Below are 21449 nucleotides of genomic sequence, written 5' to 3' on the forward strand. Positions count from 1 at the left end.
ATTTTTGAATGGTATCAAAATAACGATATTAAAAAAAATTATTTTAAAATAAAAAGCCTCTGGAAATTAATTAAAACACCGCCAATAGATTCTATTGGCGGTGTTATTTGTAACAATTTTTTTTAAAATCAGATTTTACTTACTTCTTTATAAAAGATTTTGAAAAAGAAGTTTTGTCACCTTTTATCTGAACAAAGTAAACTCCGGCAGATAAAAATTCAGTATTTATTTTTTGATTGTACTGAGAATTTGAAGATGATAATTCCTTTACAGAAACAATACTTCCTTTTGCATCAATAATATTTAATGTCAGTTTTTTATCAGGTGAACTAAATCTTATATTGATTTCATTACTCGCCGGATTTGGGTAAATAACCAATTCGTTTTGTTTTTTCTCAGCATCATTAACAGAAAGTACTGCTGTATTGCACACAGGGATTCTGTTTACCCCATCAATTCCCCAAGAAGATTGCACCGGAATACATAACCAATTGAGCACAGTAGGGAAGTGGTCAGTCTGTCTTGGTGTATTCAGGTAGTTTTGAATGGTAAATGTTTCTGATGTCTGAAGATTTCTTGTCGGAGATCCGGTAATGGTTGCATTATTACCTAATGGTCCTGAATCTGTCAAAGTATTTCCTGACGCTTCAGTCATTTTATAATTTGCCAAAAGATTAGAGTAAAAAGGATGCGAGCTTGTAACATCCTGGTTTGCCCATTGAACTATAGCTTCATTCGATAATTTTGCATTCCAGATTCTTACATCTTTGTAAGAAGCAGCCAAATTAACACCATAAGTATTGGTTCCGTCCTGATTGATGGTTAATGGTAAATTTGAAGTGATGTCACCGATATTATTCATTTTCCCAACAGTTACAGGAACGCCATCGTCATACATTGTCGCAAGACCGTCTCTGTCGAACGTTACAGCGATATGTTTCCACTGGTTTGTTACCAATTTTCCTCCAGTCAGATCGAGTCTGTTACTTCCATCGCCAATATTCATTTTAAAGGTCTGTCCTGAATATCCTGAAATTACAAAACCTTTGTTATTTCCACTATTCCAGTTTTTATTTCCAATCAATACTGGGTCGCTGCTGTAGTTGGCGTTTGGTTTCACCCAAAATTCAATGGTGAAATCCTGACTGGCACCGAAATTAAAACCGCTTTGAACTGAAGGCTTTGCATACGTCCCAGCAGGGAAATTCAGACGGTTATATGTTGGGGTGTTTTGGCTTTGAGTTTTGCTGATTTGCTGAGCGGTGAAAGATGGATTGGAATAGATTGAAAAAATATCTCTTTCTGTAAGATTTCCACCTCCATGTGAAGCACCTTCTCCACCGTGATCGGTAGTGACTACCACTAGCCAGTTTTCGTTATTATAAGTGCTTCTGTTTTTCATTGCGGTAAGAATTTCACCGATATAAGTATCTGTAAGCTGAATAGAATTCACATATTGCGATGAAGCTGAAGTAAAACCGTATGAATGTCCTGCACCATCCACATCGTCAAAATCAACGAAAAGTACATCCGGATTGTCATTTTGAAGTGCATTAACTGCTGCATTTTTTACTGCAAGATCTGTTGAAAAGTTTGTTTTTACATCAGCAGTATTGATGATATTGTTGTTAATCGGTGCCCAGTGAGCTAAAGACATAGTTCTCAAATTAGAATTGTATGTTTCAATTCTGGTTAAAAAATCACGATAATTAGCATAGTTGGGATTGGTGAAATTGTTGTCCGGTACGTTGTGCTTATCTAGACCCACTCCTGTCAGCATAGAACTCCAGCCGTTTCCGCTGATGGTTGGTGCTAATGTAATGGCATCTAAAGAATAAACTGCAGTCGGCAATAATCCCTGAATGTTAGGAGTGTTGGACGACATCATCACGTCTGGCCTGCAGCCGTCTATTCCGATAAAAAGAACTTTTTTAGTCTGTGCGGTCATTAATGCGCCGGTCATCACCAAAATAGAAAGAAGTTTTGTTTTCATAATAACTATTTTAAAGATTTAATTTAAATTGAATGAAACTGATTACAGAAATACCTCTGTAACCAGTTCTTTGAAGGAATTAAAAAAGGATATGTTCAGCTTCTGAAAGATTGTTTAAAATATGATCGGGTAATGCCAATTCAAGTTGTGCTCTGGTTTGTGCACCGCTCAGAACAGCAATGGTCATTCCACAACCTGCGTTTTTTCCCTCATGAATATCTATGGCTGAATCTCCGGCTTTCAAAACCTCTTTTGGATCCGTAATTCCGAATTTTTTCATTGCAAGGATGATCATTTCAGGACTTGGTCTGCTTTCAGAAACATCGTCGGCAGTAATCAGCGCATCATAATGAACATCAATTTTCCAGTTGAGTTTTGTAAGCAATTGTTGAGCAATTTTCTGAGTATAACCGGTATTTAGAACTACTTTTTTGTCTTTAGATTTTACTTTTAACAAAAATTCTTCAACTCCAGCGATGGGTTTTACGTTGAGATTGTTATAAGCAAGAGCCAATTCATCAGAAAAGTTTTCGAATATGGCTTCAGTATCTTCCGTATTTCCGCCGATATTTTCGAGTAAATTTTTAATAGCCTCAGCTTTTTCCATTCCGGCACAGATTTCAAGCACTTTATCTAAAGTTACCTTGTAACCATAGTCATTAACGGCTTTTGTAAGTGTTTTATACACTACATTGTCTTCATCGATCGTTGTTCCGGCCATATCCAGAACCAATAATTGTATGTTCATTTTTTAAGAAAAAATTGTATTGATATTAAATTTTGAATAACCGCCGCTTCCGGTCATTCCTTTTCCGCCGATACCTGTCACTATATGAATGTTGGGTGATACATTGTGCTCGAAAATATCTTTGGTTTTGCACTGAGAATAAATGCCAAACCATCTTCTCTGAATTTCGTAGGTTGGCAAATCGATTATTTTTTTAGCTTCATTGATCATAAATTCATCGATGTCCATATTTAAATCATAACCAAGATCATCTGCATTTTTTGCATCTGCATATTCATGAGAATCACCGATAATAACCGATCCGTCCAAAGCCTGTTTGAATAAAATGTGAATTCCGAATTTCTTTTCAAATGAGTTTTTGTCTTCACCTTCCTTTATTTTGGCAAAAGATTCACATTCAGTAAATGACTCGTATCTTCTGATGGAAAGTCCGGTGAGAATATTTCCTGGCAGTGAATAAATTCCTTGCGGTTTAGTCTGAAGCATTTGCAGTTTGCTGACTTCCAGATCACTTTCATTAAAAATTTCAGGGTACAAAGTTTTAAACTCGTGTCCGCCGCAAATGATGATTTTTGAAGAATGAAATTTCTTTCCTTCTGCAGTCACAACAGTACATTGAGAATTATTTTCAGTGGTTTCTACCACAGTGGTATCGTAGAAAATATCCAGACCTTCCTGAGTTTTCAGATATTGATGAAGTTTTACAATCATCTCACTGGAGTCAACTGAGATTTCCTGTGGGAAAAACAATCCGCCTTTGCAGTAATCAGATCTCAGACCGTCAAACTTCTGAATGCATTCACTTTTAGAAAGAATGACCGATTCGTAATCGTTGTTTTTATTGATTTGAGCCAATTCTTCAATCAGCTGAAGCTCTTCATCATTGGAAGCGATATATACCGAACCATTCTGTCTTACGGTAAGATCAGTTTTAGACTGTAAATCTTTATAAATATTTAAACTTTCTTTTCCGAAATTCTGCCATTTGATGTCCATTCCGGATGGAACGACCTGTCCGAAATTTCTTACGGTTGCGCCCTGTGGAACAGAATTTCTTTCCAGAATAGCGACTTTCAAGTTTTTTTGTAATGCGTGATAAGCGTGGAAGGTTCCTAAGATTCCACCACCTACAACGATTAAATCATATTGAGTATTCATATGTATTATTTTAAATTTTAAAAGCATCAAAACGAATTGCCTGTGATGTTTCTTCGTCTTCAGCATTTGATTTTGACCTTGATTTTTTTTGGAATGCTAAAAAAGCAATAATTGAAAAAATTAAAACTGTGGCTGCGATGATATAATTGAGATTAATATAAAAATGAAGCCAAGAGCGGTCTTGCGAGCCTAAGTTTTTCAGAAACAGTACCGAAACGCTTCCCAAATATCCAAAGGCGTCGACGAAATAGATGAAAAATCCGACATTTCCTTTAATTTTGAAAGCGGCAATCATTCGGTCAAAATAAATTCCGTTAAAAGGAATATAGCAGAGATACATTCCGAAACCTGAAATCGTCATCCATAAAAATGGAGAAATGATGTTACCTTGAAATAAAATCGTGGAGAATACCACTAAAATAATTCCGCCAAAAAGAATGTAATGATAGTAAGCAAAGGCTTTCCTGTTATTTTTTACTTTGACCATAAAGCCAAGAATCAGTAAAACCATAATTGAAATCGGTACTTCTGTCAAAGTGAAAACCGAACTATCTGCATTACCGCTCATCTCATCCCAGATCTCACGGCTGAAATTGTCCCGGAAATCCCTTAAAACTGTCAGACAAATGTAAAGAATCGTGATGCTAACCAAAGGAAGGAAAAACTTTTTCACCAGAGACATTCTTTCTTCTTCACTCAAAGGTTTTCTTTCTTTTTTCAAAGCAATATCTTCTTCATTCGGAGCTGGAATTTTATTCAATAAAACGGCAAAAATGATTAATGGAATAATGAAAATCAAACCTGTTGTAAATGGCATCCAGAATTCCGAAATTCCGAAACTGTCCATTAAAAATTTTCCGGCAGATTTTACCACTCCTGAAGAAACTACAAAGCTTGAACAAAGAAATAAGCCAATTATTTCTGTAGTTTTTCGTCCTTCAATGTAAGAGAAAACAATTCCCCAGATCATTCCCAAAGGAATTCCATTGATGAACATGAACAAAATATTGTATGGCGCAGGAACGACTGCAAAACCCAACAAAGCAAGCTCGGCAATTCCGATAAAAACCAAAAGAAAAAGAATTCTTTTCTGAGGTTTCAGTTCTGAAATGAATTTAATTCCGATAAATTTTGAAATAAAATAACCAACCGCTTGTGCGATGATGATTAAGATTTTATAATCAAAACCAAAAAACTCTAAATTGCTGAATGAGGCTACAGCAAAAGGTTTTCTGAAAGCATACATGCAGAAGTAGACCCCGAAAGCAGCGATGGCCGCTTTCAGAGTTACATTCAGTGTGTTGTTTTTTGATGGAGAGGTCATCATCATTTTAGAAATTAAGTTTAACTCCTATATTTCCTCTCACACCGTAATATTCTACCTGCTCTGGTCTTTGCTCATCTTTTCCGAAATGATAGATCAAAGGTTTGTTCAGAATGTTGTTGACATCTGCAAAGATGGTGATATGCTTGTTGATCTGGTACGAAGTTCCGAAGTCAAGATTGCTGTATTTTCCGTAGTAAGAATCGTAAAGATCTTCTTCGGCATATTCTACTGCAAATTTTCCTTTATGATTGTAAGCCAGTCTTGCATTGAATCCTTTTTTCTCGAAGAATAGCTGGATGTTATACAGTTCTTTCGCTTGGTAAGGAAGTTTTACCATTCTTCCGCTTGGTTTTTCCATTTCAGAGGTCATGAATGTTGCATTCAGCTGTGTTCCGAAATACTGAAGAAATCCTGGCAGGAAGTCAAATCTTCTGTTGATTCCCAATTCGATTCCGCCTAACCATGCTGCTTTTCCGTTGTTCGGAGCACTGAATTGCACACCATTGATTCCGTTATAATTTCCAATAAAAGAGTCCTGAAAAATAGGATCTGTGATTGATTTATAGAAAACACCTCCGCTTAAAATCCCAACATTGGAAAAGTAATATTCACCCATTAAATCAAGGTTGATAGAGTAGGTCGGGTTCAGGTTTGGATTTCCACCTTTAAACTCATTATCGGCTTCACTGTATGTCCCTCCCGGAGTAAGGTCTCCGAAATTGGGTCTTGAAAAAGTACGTGTCGCTGCAAATCGTAAATTGGTCTTGTCGTTGATCATGTATTTCAAGTGCAACATCGGTAAAACCGCAAGATAGTTTTTGGTATTTTCCACTGGCGTCAGAACGTCTTCAACAACGTTATAACCTTTTACTTTGGTATGCGTGTTGGATAATCTCAAACCTCCTAAAACGGTTATTTTGTCATTGATTTTATATGTTCCCATACCGTAAGCGTCGGTATGTTTTTCGAAAACATCGAAATTTCTTCCCAAAGCTTTGTTGTATTCAAGCGCTTCCGAATCGGTTTTGTTGATGGTTAAATTTCCCTGATTCTGAAACCAGAACTGATCCATTCCGCCTGTTGAAAGTACCGGACCAAAAGTATTTCCGATATTTGCATTCATTTCGCTCAGGTATTTTGTGGCACCAGGTTGAGTTGTGATATGCTGATTGAAATCTGACAGCAATGGTGCAGTTCCGCTTGACCAGTTGTAGAAAATATCAGAGAAACGGGCGTTACGTTCTTTATCACGGTATTTTAAACCATACTTTAAAGTTAATTTGTCCGAAGCATTGATTTCGTGGTTGAACCCTGCTACGATTTTATCTTTTTCCTGAACGTACACTTTATAAAATTCCAAATCTGTAAACCTCATCTGAGAAGCATCCATCTTAAAATTCGGGTTGCTGTAAAACCCAAATAATGCATCTGGATCTTTTAAATCTAGTTTTCCGCCATCTGCTTTCCAGTAGGCTCTCGGGCCGTTTCCTTTATCTGAAATATAATCAGGATTGATTCCTACACCGCTTTGAGTATATTTAATCACATAATAAGAATTATTCTGCTTATCAGGAATGTTTCCGTATTTGAAAAGATTGTTGTAGTAAGAAAGATCCCAGTCGATTTTGCTTTTGTTCAGCTGATGAACTCCGCCTAAAGAAACCGAAGTCAGTTCTGTGATCAGTAGATTGTGAATATTCTGAAGCTCAACTCTTGCCGTGTTGTTCGCCGCACTGAATTTATCGAATCTCACTCTGTGTTTGTAATGAGTTTCATCGTCAGAAAGAGTTCCGTACATTCCTTTAAGATATAAGGTGCTTTTTGGAGATAAAACATATTCTAAAGCAGCATTCGCTCCAGTGGTTTTTCTTACCCCATTGTAATCACGTAGTTCCATTCTGAAAACCCCTTCGTCACCGCTTCTTCGTGCTTCAAAATTATCCGTTGACCAGTTTCTTATGAAATGCGAAAAATTAAAAAGGTATCCGAATTTCTTATCTTTTGTTCTTCCTCCGTAAAGCAATCCCAAATTGTAAACTCCTTTATCTGACTTTGCGTTGTAACCTGTTCCGAAAGTCCCTCTGAACTCGGTTTTCATCGGAGGAGTTTTGGTGATAAAATTAACACCGCCGCCAATTCCGTCTGCTTCCATATCTGGAGTAAACGATTTGTTGACGTGAACGTAAGAAATCAATTCTGTCGGGAAAAAGTCAAATGCTGTAGCTCTTGAGGTGGTTTCTTCTTCAGCAGTCGGAAGTTTGTTTCCATTGATGGTTGTTGAAGCCCAGAATGGCGGAAGCCCTCTTAATGAAACGAATCTTCCTTCTCCCTGATCACGCTCGATCGAAACACCCTGAACTCTCTGTACAGTTTCCGCTGCATTTCTGTCCGGTAATTTTCCGATACCGTCTGAAGCGATGATATTTGAAATATTGATTGCGTTTTTCTGCATATTTAATGCACGGGCTTCACTGTTTTTCAAGGATCCGGTTACTACAACTTCATCAATATTCTTTTGTTTTTGGAACATTGAAATAATTCCTAAATTGAGTGACTGATCTGATATCAAATCAACCGTCATATTTTGAGGTTCATAACCGATGTATGTAAATTGTAAATCGTAATGACCAGGTTTAAGATCATTGACAGAAAATTTTCCGTCAACATCTGTAATTACAATTTTTGAGCTTCCATTGATTTTAACCGTTGCGCCCGGAAGTGGCTGACTATTATCTGAAACTGTTCCGGTGACAATTTGTTTTTGAGCCGATACAAATATCGTACAGCAGGCAAAAAGAGGAAATAAAGATTTTTTTATAATTGCTTCCATTGTTTACATATATTAAATTTCTATTGCAAAACAACTCAATAATTTTAATATATGTAAATTTTTAGTATTAATTTATATTTAATAAATAATGGATGATTGTTAACTCAATCTTACGGATTTATGATACCTGATGCATTGAAATTTTGGTGTTAAAATGTTGTAGAATGTTGTATATTAGGGAGTTGTTTAAATAAATAGAAAATGAACTGCATGTGAGTAGTTCATTTTGTTTAATCGTAAAATGTGGAATTTATATTAACAGTCTTAAATATATAAAAGACTGAATTTTACTATTTGTAAACTTTTGTTTTGGAAATTGATATATTATATATCCTTTTTAGCTTTTATCTGAGTAAAAATAAAGCACCAACATCATACAATCTTTGTCGGAAATACTGACCGGAACGTGCGGTAATTTTCCATTGAAATAAAGCGAGTCACCTTCCTGAAGCTCAATTTCTTCATTATCAATGATGTATTTTACTTTACCCTTTAAAATATATTTAAATTCCCAAGCATCCGTAATCACTTTATCTCTTTTAGAATTGGGCTCTAAGGTGAGCAAGACCGCTTCAAACCCTAATGAATGGAGGCTTTTGCTGAAGATATGCATATATTTAAATCCTTCAGCTTCTACTTCTTTTTCTATAACCTGCTGATTTTCTTTAGGAACAAAAATGAATTTTGCATTAGATTTTTTCTCAACGCCTTCAAAAAAATAACTAGCATCAATATCCAGAGACTGTATCAATTCAAGTAAAACAGGCAGTGACGGAATTGTTCTTCCATTCTCTATTCGTGAAACCAAACCGTTACTCACATGAGCTTTTGAGGCAAGATCGTTGATGGTAAGGTTGTTTTTCTTTCTAATATCTTTTAATCTTTTTCCGATACCTATTAAAAAATCACTCATGTTATTTAAGATTTCAAGCTTTTGTATTTACTTATTTTGAGTGTAAAAATAGCAAATAAATAAAATGCTGTTGTAAATAAATGTTACAAATAGTAAATATTTTAAAAGATTATCTTTCAGATATAAATGAAAGCAAATTTATTTGAATTTTATATATAAAAAACGGATACCTGCTGGTTATCCGTTTTGTGTAATTTTGTCTATTCCTGTTCAGGAGGAAAAGGATAGTCTTTTAATGGTGATAATTCCACTATCAAACAATTTCTTATTAAAATATATTAGTATAATCAACCAAACCTTCTAAAAACGCAGTAAAAGATGAAGCTAAAAATTCTAATTCTGCCTCTGAGTAATACACAAAAATATTTCCATAATCTTTTTCATCTAGGGACATTGCTAAATAACCGGTTTCTATATACCCTATACTTAGATGATTTTTTGGTAAATAGTCTTGCTTTTCTACAAGAGAAGTACCATATTTAATAGATTTAAAACCAGATAAGAGTATGCCGTCGTCGGGCTCTCCAAAATAGATATAGTAACTTAATGGAGATCCTCCATTATATTTTAACATATGTCTTTAATTGAGGTAGTGATAGCCCTATTTCTGTTTCAAACTCACTTAATTCTTCTGGTGTGATGAGTTTATTTTCTATTTCAAAATCAATCATATTCTGATTAAAGATAATATAATTATTCTAAAATATCAGTATAATCGACAAAGCCTTCTAGAAATTCAGTAAAGGAGGGTGCTATTTCTTTTGGATCTTCATCGGAATAATATACAAAGATACTTCCATAATCTTTTTGTATTTTATCACCTAAGGTTATAAGCTTGGCGGTTATTTCTTCCCCATTTTTTATATATTTTATTTCTTCTCCAATTCTTCCTTTCGATATTATATCTGTTTTTTCTATCTTTTCAATATCATCACTTGCCAATAAAACCCAAGGATTAACGCTTCCGTAAAGATAAAATTTGAATACTTTATAACAATTTTAAAGTTTTGACTAAGCTCAAATAAAAAACCGAAACTCTAAAAAGTTTCGGTTTAATACAATTTTATTTTTTACTCAATTTCCACAAATTTTATTCCGTGGAAATTTTTACTTTCTATCTCTTGTTTCATTTTTTCATTTACTGCGATTCTTAATTTCAAGCCTTTTATTTGAAAAAATAAGTTATTAAAGTCATCCTTAATTTTTAATTTGTTTATTTTTCTTATTAAACCTTGAATTATAACAATATCAGATTTTTCGTAATCAATACAATCTTCATTTTGGGTAAACTTTAAAAGATAAAAATCTTTTCTCTGGTGATTTTCTTGTGAAATAGTAATAGGTATAAAATTTACATTTTTGATATTCATTGACTCTATGAAGTCTTTAAATTTTTGAGAGAAAACATTCATTCCAGAAGTGATATAGTCACTATCATTCATTCCAATATAAGGAATTGTTTTTAACTTAGATTCTTTTCCGCCAAGTAACAATTCTAAGGACTGGTGATACTCAAATGGTATTATAATATCACCTTCTATATAATCTCTTTCTAAGAAAAAATATTTATTCATATAAATTTATTTTAATATTTTTATTATTTCATCAATTTAATATATGTAGAAAAGTTTTCTGTTGAATAATAAACTTAAATATTTTAGTATAAATATATAAGTATTCTAATAAAAAACTCCGCAAACCTATTTAAGTTTGCGGAGTTTCATTAGTTTAAAATTAGATTTTTCGATATAAATTTTAAATTACATCTAATTTCAAAATACATATTTATCGATTAATTCGATTTCGTGCTCCATTAGCTAGTTATTATTCTAGAACTTATAATTTTCATCTATTAAAGTAAAACTTATGCCTTTTATATTGTTTTTTTCCATTTCGTTCTTCAGGTCATTGTTAACAACTATTTCATAATCGTAGCCCTTAATAAGAAAGAATTTCGCATTAAAATCTTTTTTGAAATATATCTTGTTTATTTCTCTAATTTTATCAAGAATTATCACAACATCTGATTTTTCATAATCAATACAATCTTCTGTATTAGTAAATTTAATAGAAAAAGCACTTAACTTTTTATTATTTTTATTTAAAAAATCAATAGGAACAAACTCAATATTAGGAATTTTATTTATTTCCAAAAAATTTTTAAAATAATTAGAAACTACATGACCTGTTACTGAGTAATAATCTGTTTCATTTTTTCCTACAAATGGTATTTTTTTTAGTTTAGAATCTTTATTATCTCTTAATAATTCTATGCTATCACCATATTCAAAAGGAATATATATGTCTCCTTCGTTAATAATATGTTTTAAAAAATAATATTTCATAATTTTTTATCTTAAAATTCGTAAATCGCCACTTTCAGTTAATATATGCAAAATTTCTTTTTGTTCACTCACTAATTTATAAAACTTATCCTTAGCAAATGCTTTTTGTTCTAAATTCATTTTATTAAAATCTGAAAATATTTTTTTCAATTCAATAGAAATTTGCTCATTATATTGTGGATGTGACTTATGTTTAGCCCTATTCCAAAAATTAGCAGGAATTTCAGAGTCTTTTAAAGTGTTTCTTGCATTTTCTATCACTTCATCAAATTTGTGCACGGGAGGAAGCATAGTTCCATTAAATGCTTCATCTAAATTAATTCCTAATTCATCAAATACTTTTCCATAAAAAATTTCCATTTCCTTAGGCACAATGTGATGAGCTTGATAATCAGAAGGCATAGCTTCCTCTGGTAATAATCCTTTTTTATTTCTATCTTTTATTTCTTTTTTAATAGCAGATTTTAATTTATTTAAAGCATTGGCTGAAGGAGATCTTAATTGACTTTTTATTTTCTTAAGCTTTGTATCTACATCTAAAAATTCATCGGCATCTATTTTTTCTATTCTTTCAAATATCTTTTTATTTTTACTAAGAGATTGAGCTGCCATATCTCTAACATTTCTGCTTCCAGTAAATCCTGAACCTGCTATATCTTTTCCTAATGGTGACACAATTTCAATATCATCACCAATAAACCGTGCTTGTATTCCATCTACTTCAAGTTTATCTCCTACTTTTTTACCTTTTGCTAATTCATCATTAATATGTTTCACTTCTCCACTCGCCAATAAAACCCAGGGGTTAACGCTTCCGTAAAGATAAAATTTAAATCCTTTGACAACAATTTTAAATCCTTTAAATTTAAAACGTTTCGCTAAGTTTTCACCTAACTCGTCTAAATTTTTAGCGCCTTTAGCGATTCCTTTTCCTATACCTTGGACAAAGAACTTCGCTTTACCAGCCTGTTTTACAAATCCTTTTCCGGTAGCAACAAGAGCATTTTTGCCGGCTTTCAATGTGCTTTTCGCTCCCGCTTTGGCTAAATTAGCTACTCCTTTTACTCCGCTTTTCGCTGCTGTTTTTAATACCTTAAACAAAGCTGCAGAATCAAATAAAAGTATAAAAATTAATTCAACTAAAATAATCCCGATTGCTCTTGCTAAAGCTTTTCCTGCTGTAGCTGTTTTTCCCAGCCAACCTTCAGTCATAAACGTTTTAAAGAAGCCACTCGCTTTTGCTACCGCTGCAGCCATCATTACGGCAGCAAAGATTTGTAGCGCAGGTGGAATCAATGTAAAAATCGCTCCTGCTGTTAAAATCGCCAATGCGGTTATTCCAAGAACAATTGCAGCTCCAATGCCGATATATTTCCATTTATTTTCTGCCCAGTTTTTCTTAATTCCTGCCCACATTTGCTCCTTCAAATAGTACAAACGAACTCCCGGAGACCACGGGCCAACCATTTTCATTTCTTCAGGCATAGAACTTTCCGTTGCAGCCTGTTTTCCTGAAGCACTTTCTGTATCTGTACTAGGCGGCGACTGGCTGTTTTGGTAATTGATAAACCAATCGGCCTGAGCGTAAGGATCGGCTGGAATGTCTTGTTTTTCTGCTGCGTTTGTTTCACCTTCCATTTCTTGTGATCCTGTGGCAGACTGCTTAAACATATCAAGCGTATTGTTATTGGCTCCGAAATTAATTTCGCCGTTGCTGTCTTGTAATTGCGCAAGGAGTTCAGGACTCAATTCCATATCATTCGTTACAGGATCTACATGAAAATCGTTTTCGTTGTAAGAGTTTTTACCTAACAAATCATCATATTCTGAATCTGATCCTGAACTTGCAGCCTCGGTCATTGCAGTTTTTTCAAAAGGTAATGGTCTTGTTACGTCCATCCCCAAAAATTCTTCAGAAATTTGTCCCATAAAATTATCCGGCATTACCATAGCCGAACTTGTTAAGTTGTATAAACCTTCCATTATTTTTATAATTCCGGCTACAATCAAATTGACCGCATCGAGAATAAGATTGTAAAAATCTTGCAGTGCGCCAATAAGCGTATCTACAACTTCTGCTAAGAAATCTATAACAGCAATAACCGCTTTTTTGAAAACTTCAAATGTTTGGTTTACAAATTTTTCGGCAGCAGCTACGTATTTATCTATTTTGGCTTTTAATCGGTCTCTGATACCAGGGAACGCAGCTAAAGCAAAGTCTAAGAAACCTTTTAACAACGAAGCAAACCCTTTGATAAAGTTGACGATTGCTTTTCGTGCTAATTCTAATGCTGCTAGAACTAATGTTTTGGCAGCATCAAAGATGGCTTTCACTGCTTTTCTAAGTGCCGTGAAAATGACATTTAAAGCGTCTTTAAGGGCATCAATAAATTGTGAAACTTTGTCTGCCACCCAGCCAAAGAAGCCACCGCTTTTTTTATCCATCTCCGATTTCTTATCGATAGCCTGTTTATTAGCAGTATTTTTTTCTTTTAATGCATCTTCATTAGCTTTGGTAATATGCTTTTGTGCCTGAGTTTCGCCTCTGGATTTTTCTGTTTTTATATTTCCAAGAGTGGTTTTAGCCTGATTACCGGATTTTTTCGCAAAATCAGATTCTGTTTTATTAAGTGCATTTTGCCATTCAGCTCTTGAGTTGTGCACATCCGCTTGAGCGTCTTTTACAGATTTCAGCTGACTTTGATGCGATTTATCTTTTTCAGCTCCTATTTGAGTTTCGGCAGATTTTTCATGCTCCAACACTTTTTGATCATGCTCTAATTCTGCAGCCTGATATTTTTCATTTTCCGCACCTATTTTTGACTGAATGATTGGTTCAAACTGGGCATTGATATTAGCTTCATCAATACCTTCTAGTTTTAAGACATCAATAGGTTGTTTTTTAACGGCTTTGGAATTTATTTTGCGAGAAGGTTTAAGCACTTCATCATTTGGTTTTTTGATGATGCTGTTTTCGCCATAATCTTTATGAATTTCTTTTGCTGCCTGATTTTTTTTGATGCTCATGTCTTGTGCAACATCATGCTGTTCAATTGCCAAGTGTTCTGTATCAGCTTCTCCGGAAATATCCACGTGTGCATTTTGCTGCATTGTTGTTGGGATTGCAGAAGTACTAAGCTGAACTTTATTAAACTGCAGTTTAGCTTGTTTTTCAATCCCACCGTTTTTACTTGCTGCAGCGTTAAAAGAGTAATTTACTTTTTTTAATGGTTCATTTTGTGGGAAAGAAACTTCTTTTGGCTTTGGTTTCTGACCGGCAGATTTAACTGTTTTTTTGCTTGATTTTGTTACCGTTTTATCGGCGTTTGTCTTGCTTTTAGATTTAGATCCAGAAAAAGCACTGCCTATTTTTGCATTCAATTTCGGAAGCTTACTGGTTGCTTTCTCGGTCTGACTGTTCAGAAGTGTGGTACTGCTATTTTGAACCAAATTGAAGTTATCTGCTAATTGTGTAGCTGGAGAACTTGACAAGTCAGCCAAAGAAGCATCGGTTTTGCTTTTGCTCATCGGTTGTACCTTTTGTTTAGGTTTTACTTCCTGATCCTTTTTGCTTTCCTGATGAACGATTGCCTGTTCCTGCACTGTCTTTGGCAGATAAGTTCCCGATTTAAGATCATTGTAATCACGTGCCTGATCGATGTTCAAGGTTGCTATATAACCTTTTTCAACCTCTTTGGTGTCAGGATGATTAATATCTCCGGTTTGGGCTAAACTTTCCTGATGTTTTTGATACATGATTTCTGAGCCCTGATCGTAAATGGTCTGCGAACCATGAACAGCCGGAATAATTCCACTGACACCAACTGCTTTACTATTAGGATTTGCGAATCCGGTGTTAACAATTGATTCTTCAGGTTTTTGTGTTTGTATATTAGTAGCTTCTACCACTGGTAGAGGTACAACCATCGGCTTTTTAGCCTTTTGCTTTTTGCTTTGATTCTGATGGTTTTTATTGTCTTTTTCTACAGGTTTTGCTGCTTTCATTGACTTGGTGTTTTTTAATTACATATTGTTTTAAAAGGCATACAAAGCACAAAACTGTTGCGCTTTATGCAATTATTCGATCTGAGAAATCGGACCCTGAGTGGCGGAATTTTTAAGAATTTGAGTAACCAGAAGTGCTGTTCAACTTCTGAAATAATTAAATATTGGATGAGGTCTGTTGATCAATTGAAATTAGATTATTGCTGATTTAAAATCAGTTTTAGAATATTTAGAAAAAACAAGAAACCATTACCAGTTGATAAAAATAAATTTATCCTGCCACGGAAGTTTCACAAGACCAAGTCCCCAACCAAGCTTATCAAGCAAAATATCCTGTGCTTTTCGTTCTATTGTAAGGGTATAATCATGGTCAGTGACAACTAATTTACCCGAGCGTTGGAAAAACTCATTTTGCAATAATGCTGCAGATGATTTTTTCATGGGATTCCAGTTGTGCTGCACACTTTCTATTACATTTTTAGCTTGTGTTTTATGCTTACGCGAAAGTTTAATATGTTTATTAATGGTTTGATTCATCGGAATATTACATAAGAATTTTTCAAAAACCATGTCGTATTCAGGAGCGTTTGTTTTTCCGGTGGCGATATAATGTAATAAATGTGCGCACAACTCAGGATCAATAAGTTGTTGCGTTTTTGGATCCAGAAGATCACAATGCTCAAAAAAGGTTTTGATGAACGGATGTATCAAAACAAGCCCTGCATTTTGAACATATTGTCCATCGTTTTGGCTTAATTCCTCTTGGATTTCTGCCTTTTTTTGGTGAATTGTTTCCACCAAAGTTTTTTCATTTTCAGGCTTAATTTCTGAGTTACTTTTCAAACTTTCAAGAATCTCATTTTCTTTAATAAATGGGAATATCTCAACTAATGTTTTCCAATTCTGATGGTTATTTTTTTTTGTCTGTGAAAAACCGGTTTGTTCTATTTTTGGTATTTGTTGTAAAAGATATTCCCGAAGATTACTATTTGAGGTTTTCAAATATTCTGATAATACATTCAAGACCAAACTCCATACGATTTGTCTGTCGGCGTGGTTCAATTTTGATAAATAACATATTACATTGACTTCCATGTTGATTTTTAAGTCCCTATTTTTTAAAACGGTCAGACATAATTGCGCAATCTGTTCGTTTGAAAGTTGACTGATAATCCTTTCCTGAACATTTGGTTTTGACAAAACAGGGATGATACTTTTTTGGAAGTTATTAGCCAAAATCAAGGTGTCAAATACTTTTGGTTCCAAAAATGAAATACCTTTTTTATTCGAATTCCACCAAGGCATATATCCTTTTTCTAAAAAAAAGATAAAAGTTTGAATTTTTTTTTCTTGATTGTCAATCAGATATGATTTGTAGTCACTTTCTGTTTCTTGATCTGAAATCTCATTTGGTTTCGTAATTTCTGACAGTTTTTCTTTAAAGAGTTGAGCGATTTTATCTTTTAATTCAGTATTTAATGCGCTGTTTTTTACGTCCAGATTCAGTTCTAAACGAGGAATTTGAAGGGTATGATCAGCCAACGTATCTTCTAAAGCTTTGATGTATTTTTCTATTTCCGGAAAAACATCAATCGCCAAAAAGCTGCTGATATCATCTTTTATACTGTATGCTTTTTCTTTATTGTTTACTTTAATTTCAACAAAAACTTTCTGAATGATATGATCTTGCTTCACACTAAATAGATTTTAATTATACAAAATTGAGAGTTCAATGGTTTTTGTTTTTATTTGAATTCTCCTCCCCAAAAACCTGCAGGACAAACGCTCAACGTTGATCTTTGCTTTGCACTCAATCTGCATCCGCAACCTCTGATAAACCCATCTTTCGGAGAATCTGCAACTTCCAATGTTTCAGGATTCATCCATTTTACTGCGTTGCAATTGTTGCCATTTTTTAAAGGACATGCGTTACAAATTTCTTCTCTTATAGCAAAAATTGCTTCTTCGTCTTGATTTGCCATGCCCATTTTTGAGCGTAATTCATTGAAGTGGCCGCCAATGATTTCATTGCGCTTGCCAAAAAGTTTTTTAATATTCATGTGATTAAAGTTTTAAAATTATTGGGGTCAAAATTACACGAACAAAAGACATTTTCACGAATTGTGAGGCGGCTCTATTCAGTCTTTGCAGTAAAAGAGAAAATTATTTCCTGATGATGCAGGTTTACAATTTTTAGAAATTTTTGGCGAAAAATGATATTTCCGATTAAGAAAATAGTAAAGATGTAATACTTTTTTAAAAGCTAATATTTAATCGTTGAATTGAATCATTTGCAATACATATCGATTTCAAAAAATAATTTAAAACCACAAAAGATCATTTAATTAAATGTCAATTTCATGTTGAAATAGAAGGATTTTTAATAACAAGATTGAACTAAAATAACAAGCTTAAATTTCACTTTGTTTAGATTAAAATAATTTATTATTTAAGTTTTCCTTTTTGTTGAGTATTTTAAGTATTTGATTTGTAATTTATTATGTGTTTATTTTCTTAATGTTTTCAATGGTCAGTGAAAATATGATTTACTGCAAAGACAGGTTTGACCCCTCAAAATATTTGTCTTTTGATTGGGGATGATTGTATGTTTGCACCATAATAATAAAGAACAGAAATTATGATTGATAATGTACTTAAAATTTTACAAAGTAAGCTGAATGATCCACTAAATGGATTAAAAGATGACGATGGTGAGGTAAATATAGCTGTTGTTAATAATATCGCAAAACATGAAGACGAAGATTCCACAAATCTTAAAAATAAGGTCGTAATTACCCTACTGACCGTTGAGGAGGAATCTACAATGAAAAACACCCCAAGATATAATAGAATAAAAGAAGATAACCAGCCGGTTCGCTATGAATTGGAAAGTGCTCCGGCTTATCTAAATTTATATGTAATGATCGCTGCCAACAGAGATGCCTATGATAAATCATTAGCGAATGTTTCAAAAGTGATTGAAATATTTCAGACAAATAATGTGCTGGGGTCTGATGGTTTCACATTCAGAATCGAATTACACTCCATTCCTTTTGAGCAGCTAAGCTACGTCTGGGGATTATTAGGCGGAAAGGTAATGCCTTTTGCATTCTATAAAATCAGTGTAATAAAAATTACTGCTGCTACAAAACCTGAAGATGTTCAATTAATTGATGTAGTAGATATTAAAAGCTTTAAAGTCGATTAATCATAAAACAAAAATAAAAACTAATAACCTTTAACTTAAATTTTTAAAACATGCCAAATCCAACAACGCCAGGCGTTTCAGTTGAAGAAATTACAAAACTTCCTTATTCAATTGCATTAGTAGATACAGCTATACCGGCATTTATTGGGTATACTGAGTTAATTCCTGAAGGCTATAATATTAATGAGAATAAAAAGCTTAAAATCAGTTCTCTTTTGGAATATGAAGACAAGTTTGGATATGCAAAAAAGGAAAGCATCCAGCTAAAAGATATCAAAGATAAAGGAGTAACGCTTGTAGAGCCGGATGTAAAATTTCTAATGTACTATTCGCTACAGATGTATTTTGCTAATGGTGGCGGTCCATGCTACATTGTTTCTGTAGGAACCTATGCTTCGGCTTCGACGGGAGTACAGTTATCTTCACTGACAAACGGACTGGATAAGATTGAAACCCTAAAAGCTATTGAAGATCCTATTCTTATTGTTTTCCCCGATGCAGTATCGTTAACCGAGCCAGATTTTTACAGTCTTTACAATTATACAATAGGAAAATTAGAGACGAAAAATAGATTTGCCCTTTTAGATACATATTACGGAAATTCTACTACCTCATCAAACAACGATAACACCATTGGTAATTTCAGAGCTGAAGTAGATTCAACTAGCCATGCTGCGGCTTATTTTCCTCATTTAAAAACTATTTTGAATTATACTTTTGATGAGAGTGAAACAGCTATTACACATACCGGTTTACAACAAGCAGGACAAGGCAGCGCTGTCTTTTATGCAGGTGAGATTGCTGCTTTACTAGAACTAAAAAGTTTGGCAAGTGAGGAAATCTCAAGCGTTTCCGCAAATGCTTCGGTACTTGCCGATTTATTAGACCAGGCGATTGCAATTGTGGAAGAAATTAATGAAACAGCTGATGGAATCGGCAATACAAAGGAAGCTTTAATAGACGCAATTGATGAAGCAAAGGCTGTGCGGGATGCTATACATAATGGAATAATAGACGATTTTGTGATACCTGCTGGTTTCAGTGAACAAACACCTCTTTTTAGTGGAGAATTTGATGATTTAATCAATGCAATTCTTAATATAAAAGATGAAAAAGGAGATGCAGATGGGATAACACTTAAAAATTTAGAATCATCCAATTCTTTACTATACAATGAAATAAAGAAAGCGATAAGATCTTTAAAAGTTGTTTTACCGCCATCATCAGCAATGGCAGGAGTATATGGTAGAATAGACAGTACAAGAGGAGTGTGGAAAGCTCCTGCAAACGTAAGTCTTAATTATGTAATTGCTCCAACAGAAAAAGTTTCTGAAGAAGAGCAGTCGGGTTTAAACATTCATGATTCCGGAAAATCGATCAATGCGATTAGATTTTTTACAGGAAAAGGCAACTTAATCTGGGGAGCCAGAACCCTTGATGGAAAAGATAAAAAAGGCGATGGAAAAGACAATGAATGGAAATATGTGCATGTACGTCGCTATTATAATATGCTTGAACAATCGATAAGTGATGCGCTTGAAAGATTTATTGACGAACCTCATATCCCATACACATGGTTAAGAGCAAAAACAATGTTAGAAAATTTTCTTAACCAACAATGGATGGATGGCGCATTGGTAGGAAGTAATCCGAAAGAAGCTTACGAAGTAAAAGTGTACGGAAGCAAAGACCCTATTACTGAAAATATTATCAATCCAATGAATGTAGAAATCAAAATAGCATTAGTACGCCCTGCAGAATTTATCATTTTAAATTTCTCACACAAACTGCAACAATCCTAAAATACAATCGACCACGAATGAAAATTCGAAGTTTTACTTCGAGGAATAATCAATATTAATTTTAAATTTTTAAAAAATGAATTACAAAACCCCTGGAGTCTATGTGGAGGAACTGGAAAAATTCCCACCTTCTGTAGCGCAAGTTGAAACAGCTATTCCCGCTTTTATTGGGTACACGGCAAAAGGCCCAAAAAACAAGCCAACGAGAATCTCCTCGATGCTGGAATATGAAATGCTTTTTGGAGAAGCAAAACCTGAAGATTTCTTAATTGATGTATCGGGTGATTCAGTTACTGGATATTCTATTGAAGCTATTGTAGCTCCAAGTCCTTTCAAAATGTATTATGCAATGCAAATGTATTTTGCCAATGGTGGAGGTCCATGTTATATCGTTTCAGCAGGAATAGAAAATAATTACTATTCAACAGTGAAGTCTAGCGAACTGATTGAAGGTCTTGATACTTTAAAAAAAGAAGACGAACCAACTCTTATTGTTTTCCCAGATGCCGAAGCTTTAGGATCAAATGCTAACGTTTTATATAATTATGCTTTAAAACATGCAAGAGATTTGAAAGACAGGTTCGTTATTTTGGATGTTATTTATGAAGGAAATTGGAAAGTTGAAGTTGAAGAGTTTAGAGGAGCCCTAAATAATGGTGAACATTTAAAATATGGAGCTGCTTATTTTCCAAAATTAGAAACCGTTTTAAGCTACAACTATGATGAAGCAACCATTATGGTTGAAGACATTGCTTTAGATGACTTAAAAATTTCAAATTCAGAATTATACAACAAAGTAAAAAAAGCAATTGAATCTACACCGGTAGTATTGGCTCCATCTTCTACAATGGCAGGAATTTATGCTAAAGTAGACAGTACTTCGGGAGTATTTAAAGCTCCTGCTAACGTTGGACTTAACTATGTAGTAGCACCAACTGTAAAAATTTCTCATAAAGATCAGGAAAACCTTAACGTAGATACAACAGCTGGAAAATCCATCAATGCAATCAGAGCTTTCACAGGAAAAGGAACATTGGTTTGGGGAGCAAGAACATTAGACGGAAACAGCAATGAGTGGAGATATATCTCTGTACGTCGTTTCTTCAACATGGTGGAAGAA

16 protein-coding genes are annotated in these 21449 nt (G+C 34.0%); 3 read left to right on the top strand and 13 right to left on the bottom strand.

Annotated elements, in window-relative coordinates:
* Positions 1-139: 139 nt before the first annotated feature.
* The 13 genes from MQX03_RS20190 to MQX03_RS20250 all read right to left on the bottom strand — a co-directional run bounded on the left by MQX03_RS20190 (position 140) and on the right by MQX03_RS20250 (position 17379).
* Complete coding sequence (locus tag MQX03_RS20190; RefSeq protein WP_242805427.1) at positions 140-1993, bottom strand: alkaline phosphatase family protein; 1854 nt, start codon at positions 1991-1993, stop codon at positions 140-142.
* A gap of 79 nt (positions 1994-2072) precedes the next feature.
* Positions 2073-2741 (bottom strand): HAD-IA family hydrolase, encoded by a 669-nt coding sequence (locus tag MQX03_RS20195; RefSeq protein ID WP_242805429.1) that lies wholly within the window; start codon positions 2739-2741, stop codon positions 2073-2075.
* Positions 2742-2744: 3 nt separating this feature from the next.
* A complete protein-coding gene (locus MQX03_RS20200; RefSeq protein WP_242805431.1) occupies positions 2745-3899 on the bottom strand; it encodes a TIGR03364 family FAD-dependent oxidoreductase in 1155 nt (384 codons plus the stop codon).
* Between the two features lie 10 nt (positions 3900-3909).
* Positions 3910-5223 (bottom strand): DUF5690 family protein, encoded by a 1314-nt coding sequence (locus tag MQX03_RS20205; RefSeq protein WP_394801767.1) that lies wholly within the window; start codon positions 5221-5223, stop codon positions 3910-3912.
* A gap of 7 nt (positions 5224-5230) precedes the next feature.
* Positions 5231-8056, bottom strand: a complete 2826-nt coding sequence (locus MQX03_RS20210; RefSeq protein ID WP_242805435.1) for a TonB-dependent receptor — start codon at positions 8054-8056, stop codon at positions 5231-5233.
* A gap of 337 nt (positions 8057-8393) precedes the next feature.
* Positions 8394-8969, bottom strand: a complete 576-nt coding sequence (locus MQX03_RS20215; RefSeq protein ID WP_242805437.1) for a helix-turn-helix domain-containing protein — start codon at positions 8967-8969, stop codon at positions 8394-8396.
* Positions 8970-9237: 268 nt separating this feature from the next.
* Positions 9238-9543: an SMI1/KNR4 family protein gene (locus MQX03_RS20220; protein WP_242805439.1), complete on the bottom strand. Its 306-nt coding sequence runs from the start codon at positions 9541-9543 to the stop codon at positions 9238-9240.
* Between the two features lie 119 nt (positions 9544-9662).
* The gene (locus MQX03_RS20225; protein ID WP_242805441.1) at positions 9663-9911 is read right to left on the bottom strand and encodes a hypothetical protein; all 249 of its coding nucleotides are present in this window, start codon (positions 9909-9911) and stop codon (positions 9663-9665) included.
* 128 nt (positions 9912-10039) lie between these two features.
* Positions 10040-10543 (bottom strand): Imm43 family immunity protein, encoded by a 504-nt coding sequence (locus MQX03_RS20230; protein WP_242805443.1) that lies wholly within the window; start codon positions 10541-10543, stop codon positions 10040-10042.
* Between the two features lie 255 nt (positions 10544-10798).
* Positions 10799-11314, bottom strand: a complete 516-nt coding sequence (locus tag MQX03_RS20235; protein ID WP_242805445.1) for an imm11 family protein — start codon at positions 11312-11314, stop codon at positions 10799-10801.
* 6 nt (positions 11315-11320) lie between these two features.
* A complete protein-coding gene (locus MQX03_RS20240) occupies positions 11321-15319 on the bottom strand; it encodes an AHH domain-containing protein (RefSeq protein WP_242805447.1) in 3999 nt (1332 codons plus the stop codon).
* 249 nt (positions 15320-15568) lie between these two features.
* Positions 15569-17014, bottom strand: a complete 1446-nt coding sequence (locus MQX03_RS20245) for a contractile injection system tape measure protein (RefSeq protein ID WP_242805449.1) — start codon at positions 17012-17014, stop codon at positions 15569-15571.
* A 50-nt stretch (positions 17015-17064) separates the two neighbouring features.
* Complete coding sequence (locus MQX03_RS20250; RefSeq protein ID WP_242805451.1) at positions 17065-17379, bottom strand: hypothetical protein; 315 nt, start codon at positions 17377-17379, stop codon at positions 17065-17067.
* A 578-nt stretch (positions 17380-17957) separates the two neighbouring features.
* Here MQX03_RS20250 and MQX03_RS20255 point away from each other — a divergent pair.
* From MQX03_RS20255 to MQX03_RS20265, 3 genes are all read left to right on the top strand, one after another.
* A complete protein-coding gene (locus MQX03_RS20255; RefSeq protein WP_242805453.1) occupies positions 17958-18527 on the top strand; it encodes a DUF4255 domain-containing protein in 570 nt (189 codons plus the stop codon).
* A gap of 50 nt (positions 18528-18577) precedes the next feature.
* A complete protein-coding gene (locus tag MQX03_RS20260) occupies positions 18578-20329 on the top strand; it encodes a phage tail sheath family protein (protein ID WP_242805454.1) in 1752 nt (583 codons plus the stop codon).
* 76 nt (positions 20330-20405) lie between these two features.
* On the top strand, positions 20406-21449 hold a 1044-nt coding region (locus tag MQX03_RS20265; protein WP_242805456.1), incomplete at its 3' end, for a phage tail sheath family protein.

The organism is Chryseobacterium aahli (assembly GCF_022699665.1).
GTDB lineage: Bacteria > Bacteroidota > Bacteroidia > Flavobacteriales > Weeksellaceae > Chryseobacterium > Chryseobacterium aahli.

Excerpts from the sequence above, each read along its gene's own strand:
- MQX03_RS20190 (WP_242805427.1), bottom strand. The coding sequence starts at position 1,993 with ATGAAAACAAAACTTCTTTCTATTTTGGTGATGACCGGCGCATTAATG.
- MQX03_RS20195 (WP_242805429.1), bottom strand. The coding sequence starts at position 2,741 with ATGAACATACAATTATTGGTTCTGGATATGGCCGGAACAACGATCGAT.
- MQX03_RS20200 (WP_242805431.1), bottom strand. The coding sequence starts at position 3,899 with ATGAATACTCAATATGATTTAATCGTTGTAGGTGGTGGAATCTTAGGA.
- MQX03_RS20205 (WP_394801767.1), bottom strand. The coding sequence starts at position 5,223 with ATGACCTCTCCATCAAAAAACAACACACTGAATGTAACTCTGAAAGCG.
- MQX03_RS20210 (WP_242805435.1), bottom strand. The coding sequence starts at position 8,056 with ATGGAAGCAATTATAAAAAAATCTTTATTTCCTCTTTTTGCCTGCTGT.
- MQX03_RS20215 (WP_242805437.1), bottom strand. The coding sequence starts at position 8,969 with ATGAGTGATTTTTTAATAGGTATCGGAAAAAGATTAAAAGATATTAGA.
- MQX03_RS20220 (WP_242805439.1), bottom strand. The coding sequence starts at position 9,543 with ATGTTAAAATATAATGGAGGATCTCCATTAAGTTACTATATCTATTTT.
- MQX03_RS20230 (WP_242805443.1), bottom strand. The coding sequence starts at position 10,543 with ATGAATAAATATTTTTTCTTAGAAAGAGATTATATAGAAGGTGATATT.
- MQX03_RS20235 (WP_242805445.1), bottom strand. The coding sequence starts at position 11,314 with ATGAAATATTATTTTTTAAAACATATTATTAACGAAGGAGACATATAT.
- MQX03_RS20240 (WP_242805447.1), bottom strand. The coding sequence starts at position 15,319 with ATGAAAGCAGCAAAACCTGTAGAAAAAGACAATAAAAACCATCAGAAT.
- MQX03_RS20250 (WP_242805451.1), bottom strand. The coding sequence starts at position 17,379 with ATGAATATTAAAAAACTTTTTGGCAAGCGCAATGAAATCATTGGCGGC.
- MQX03_RS20255 (WP_242805453.1), top strand. The coding sequence starts at position 17,958 with ATGATTGATAATGTACTTAAAATTTTACAAAGTAAGCTGAATGATCCA.
- MQX03_RS20260 (WP_242805454.1), top strand. The coding sequence starts at position 18,578 with ATGCCAAATCCAACAACGCCAGGCGTTTCAGTTGAAGAAATTACAAAA.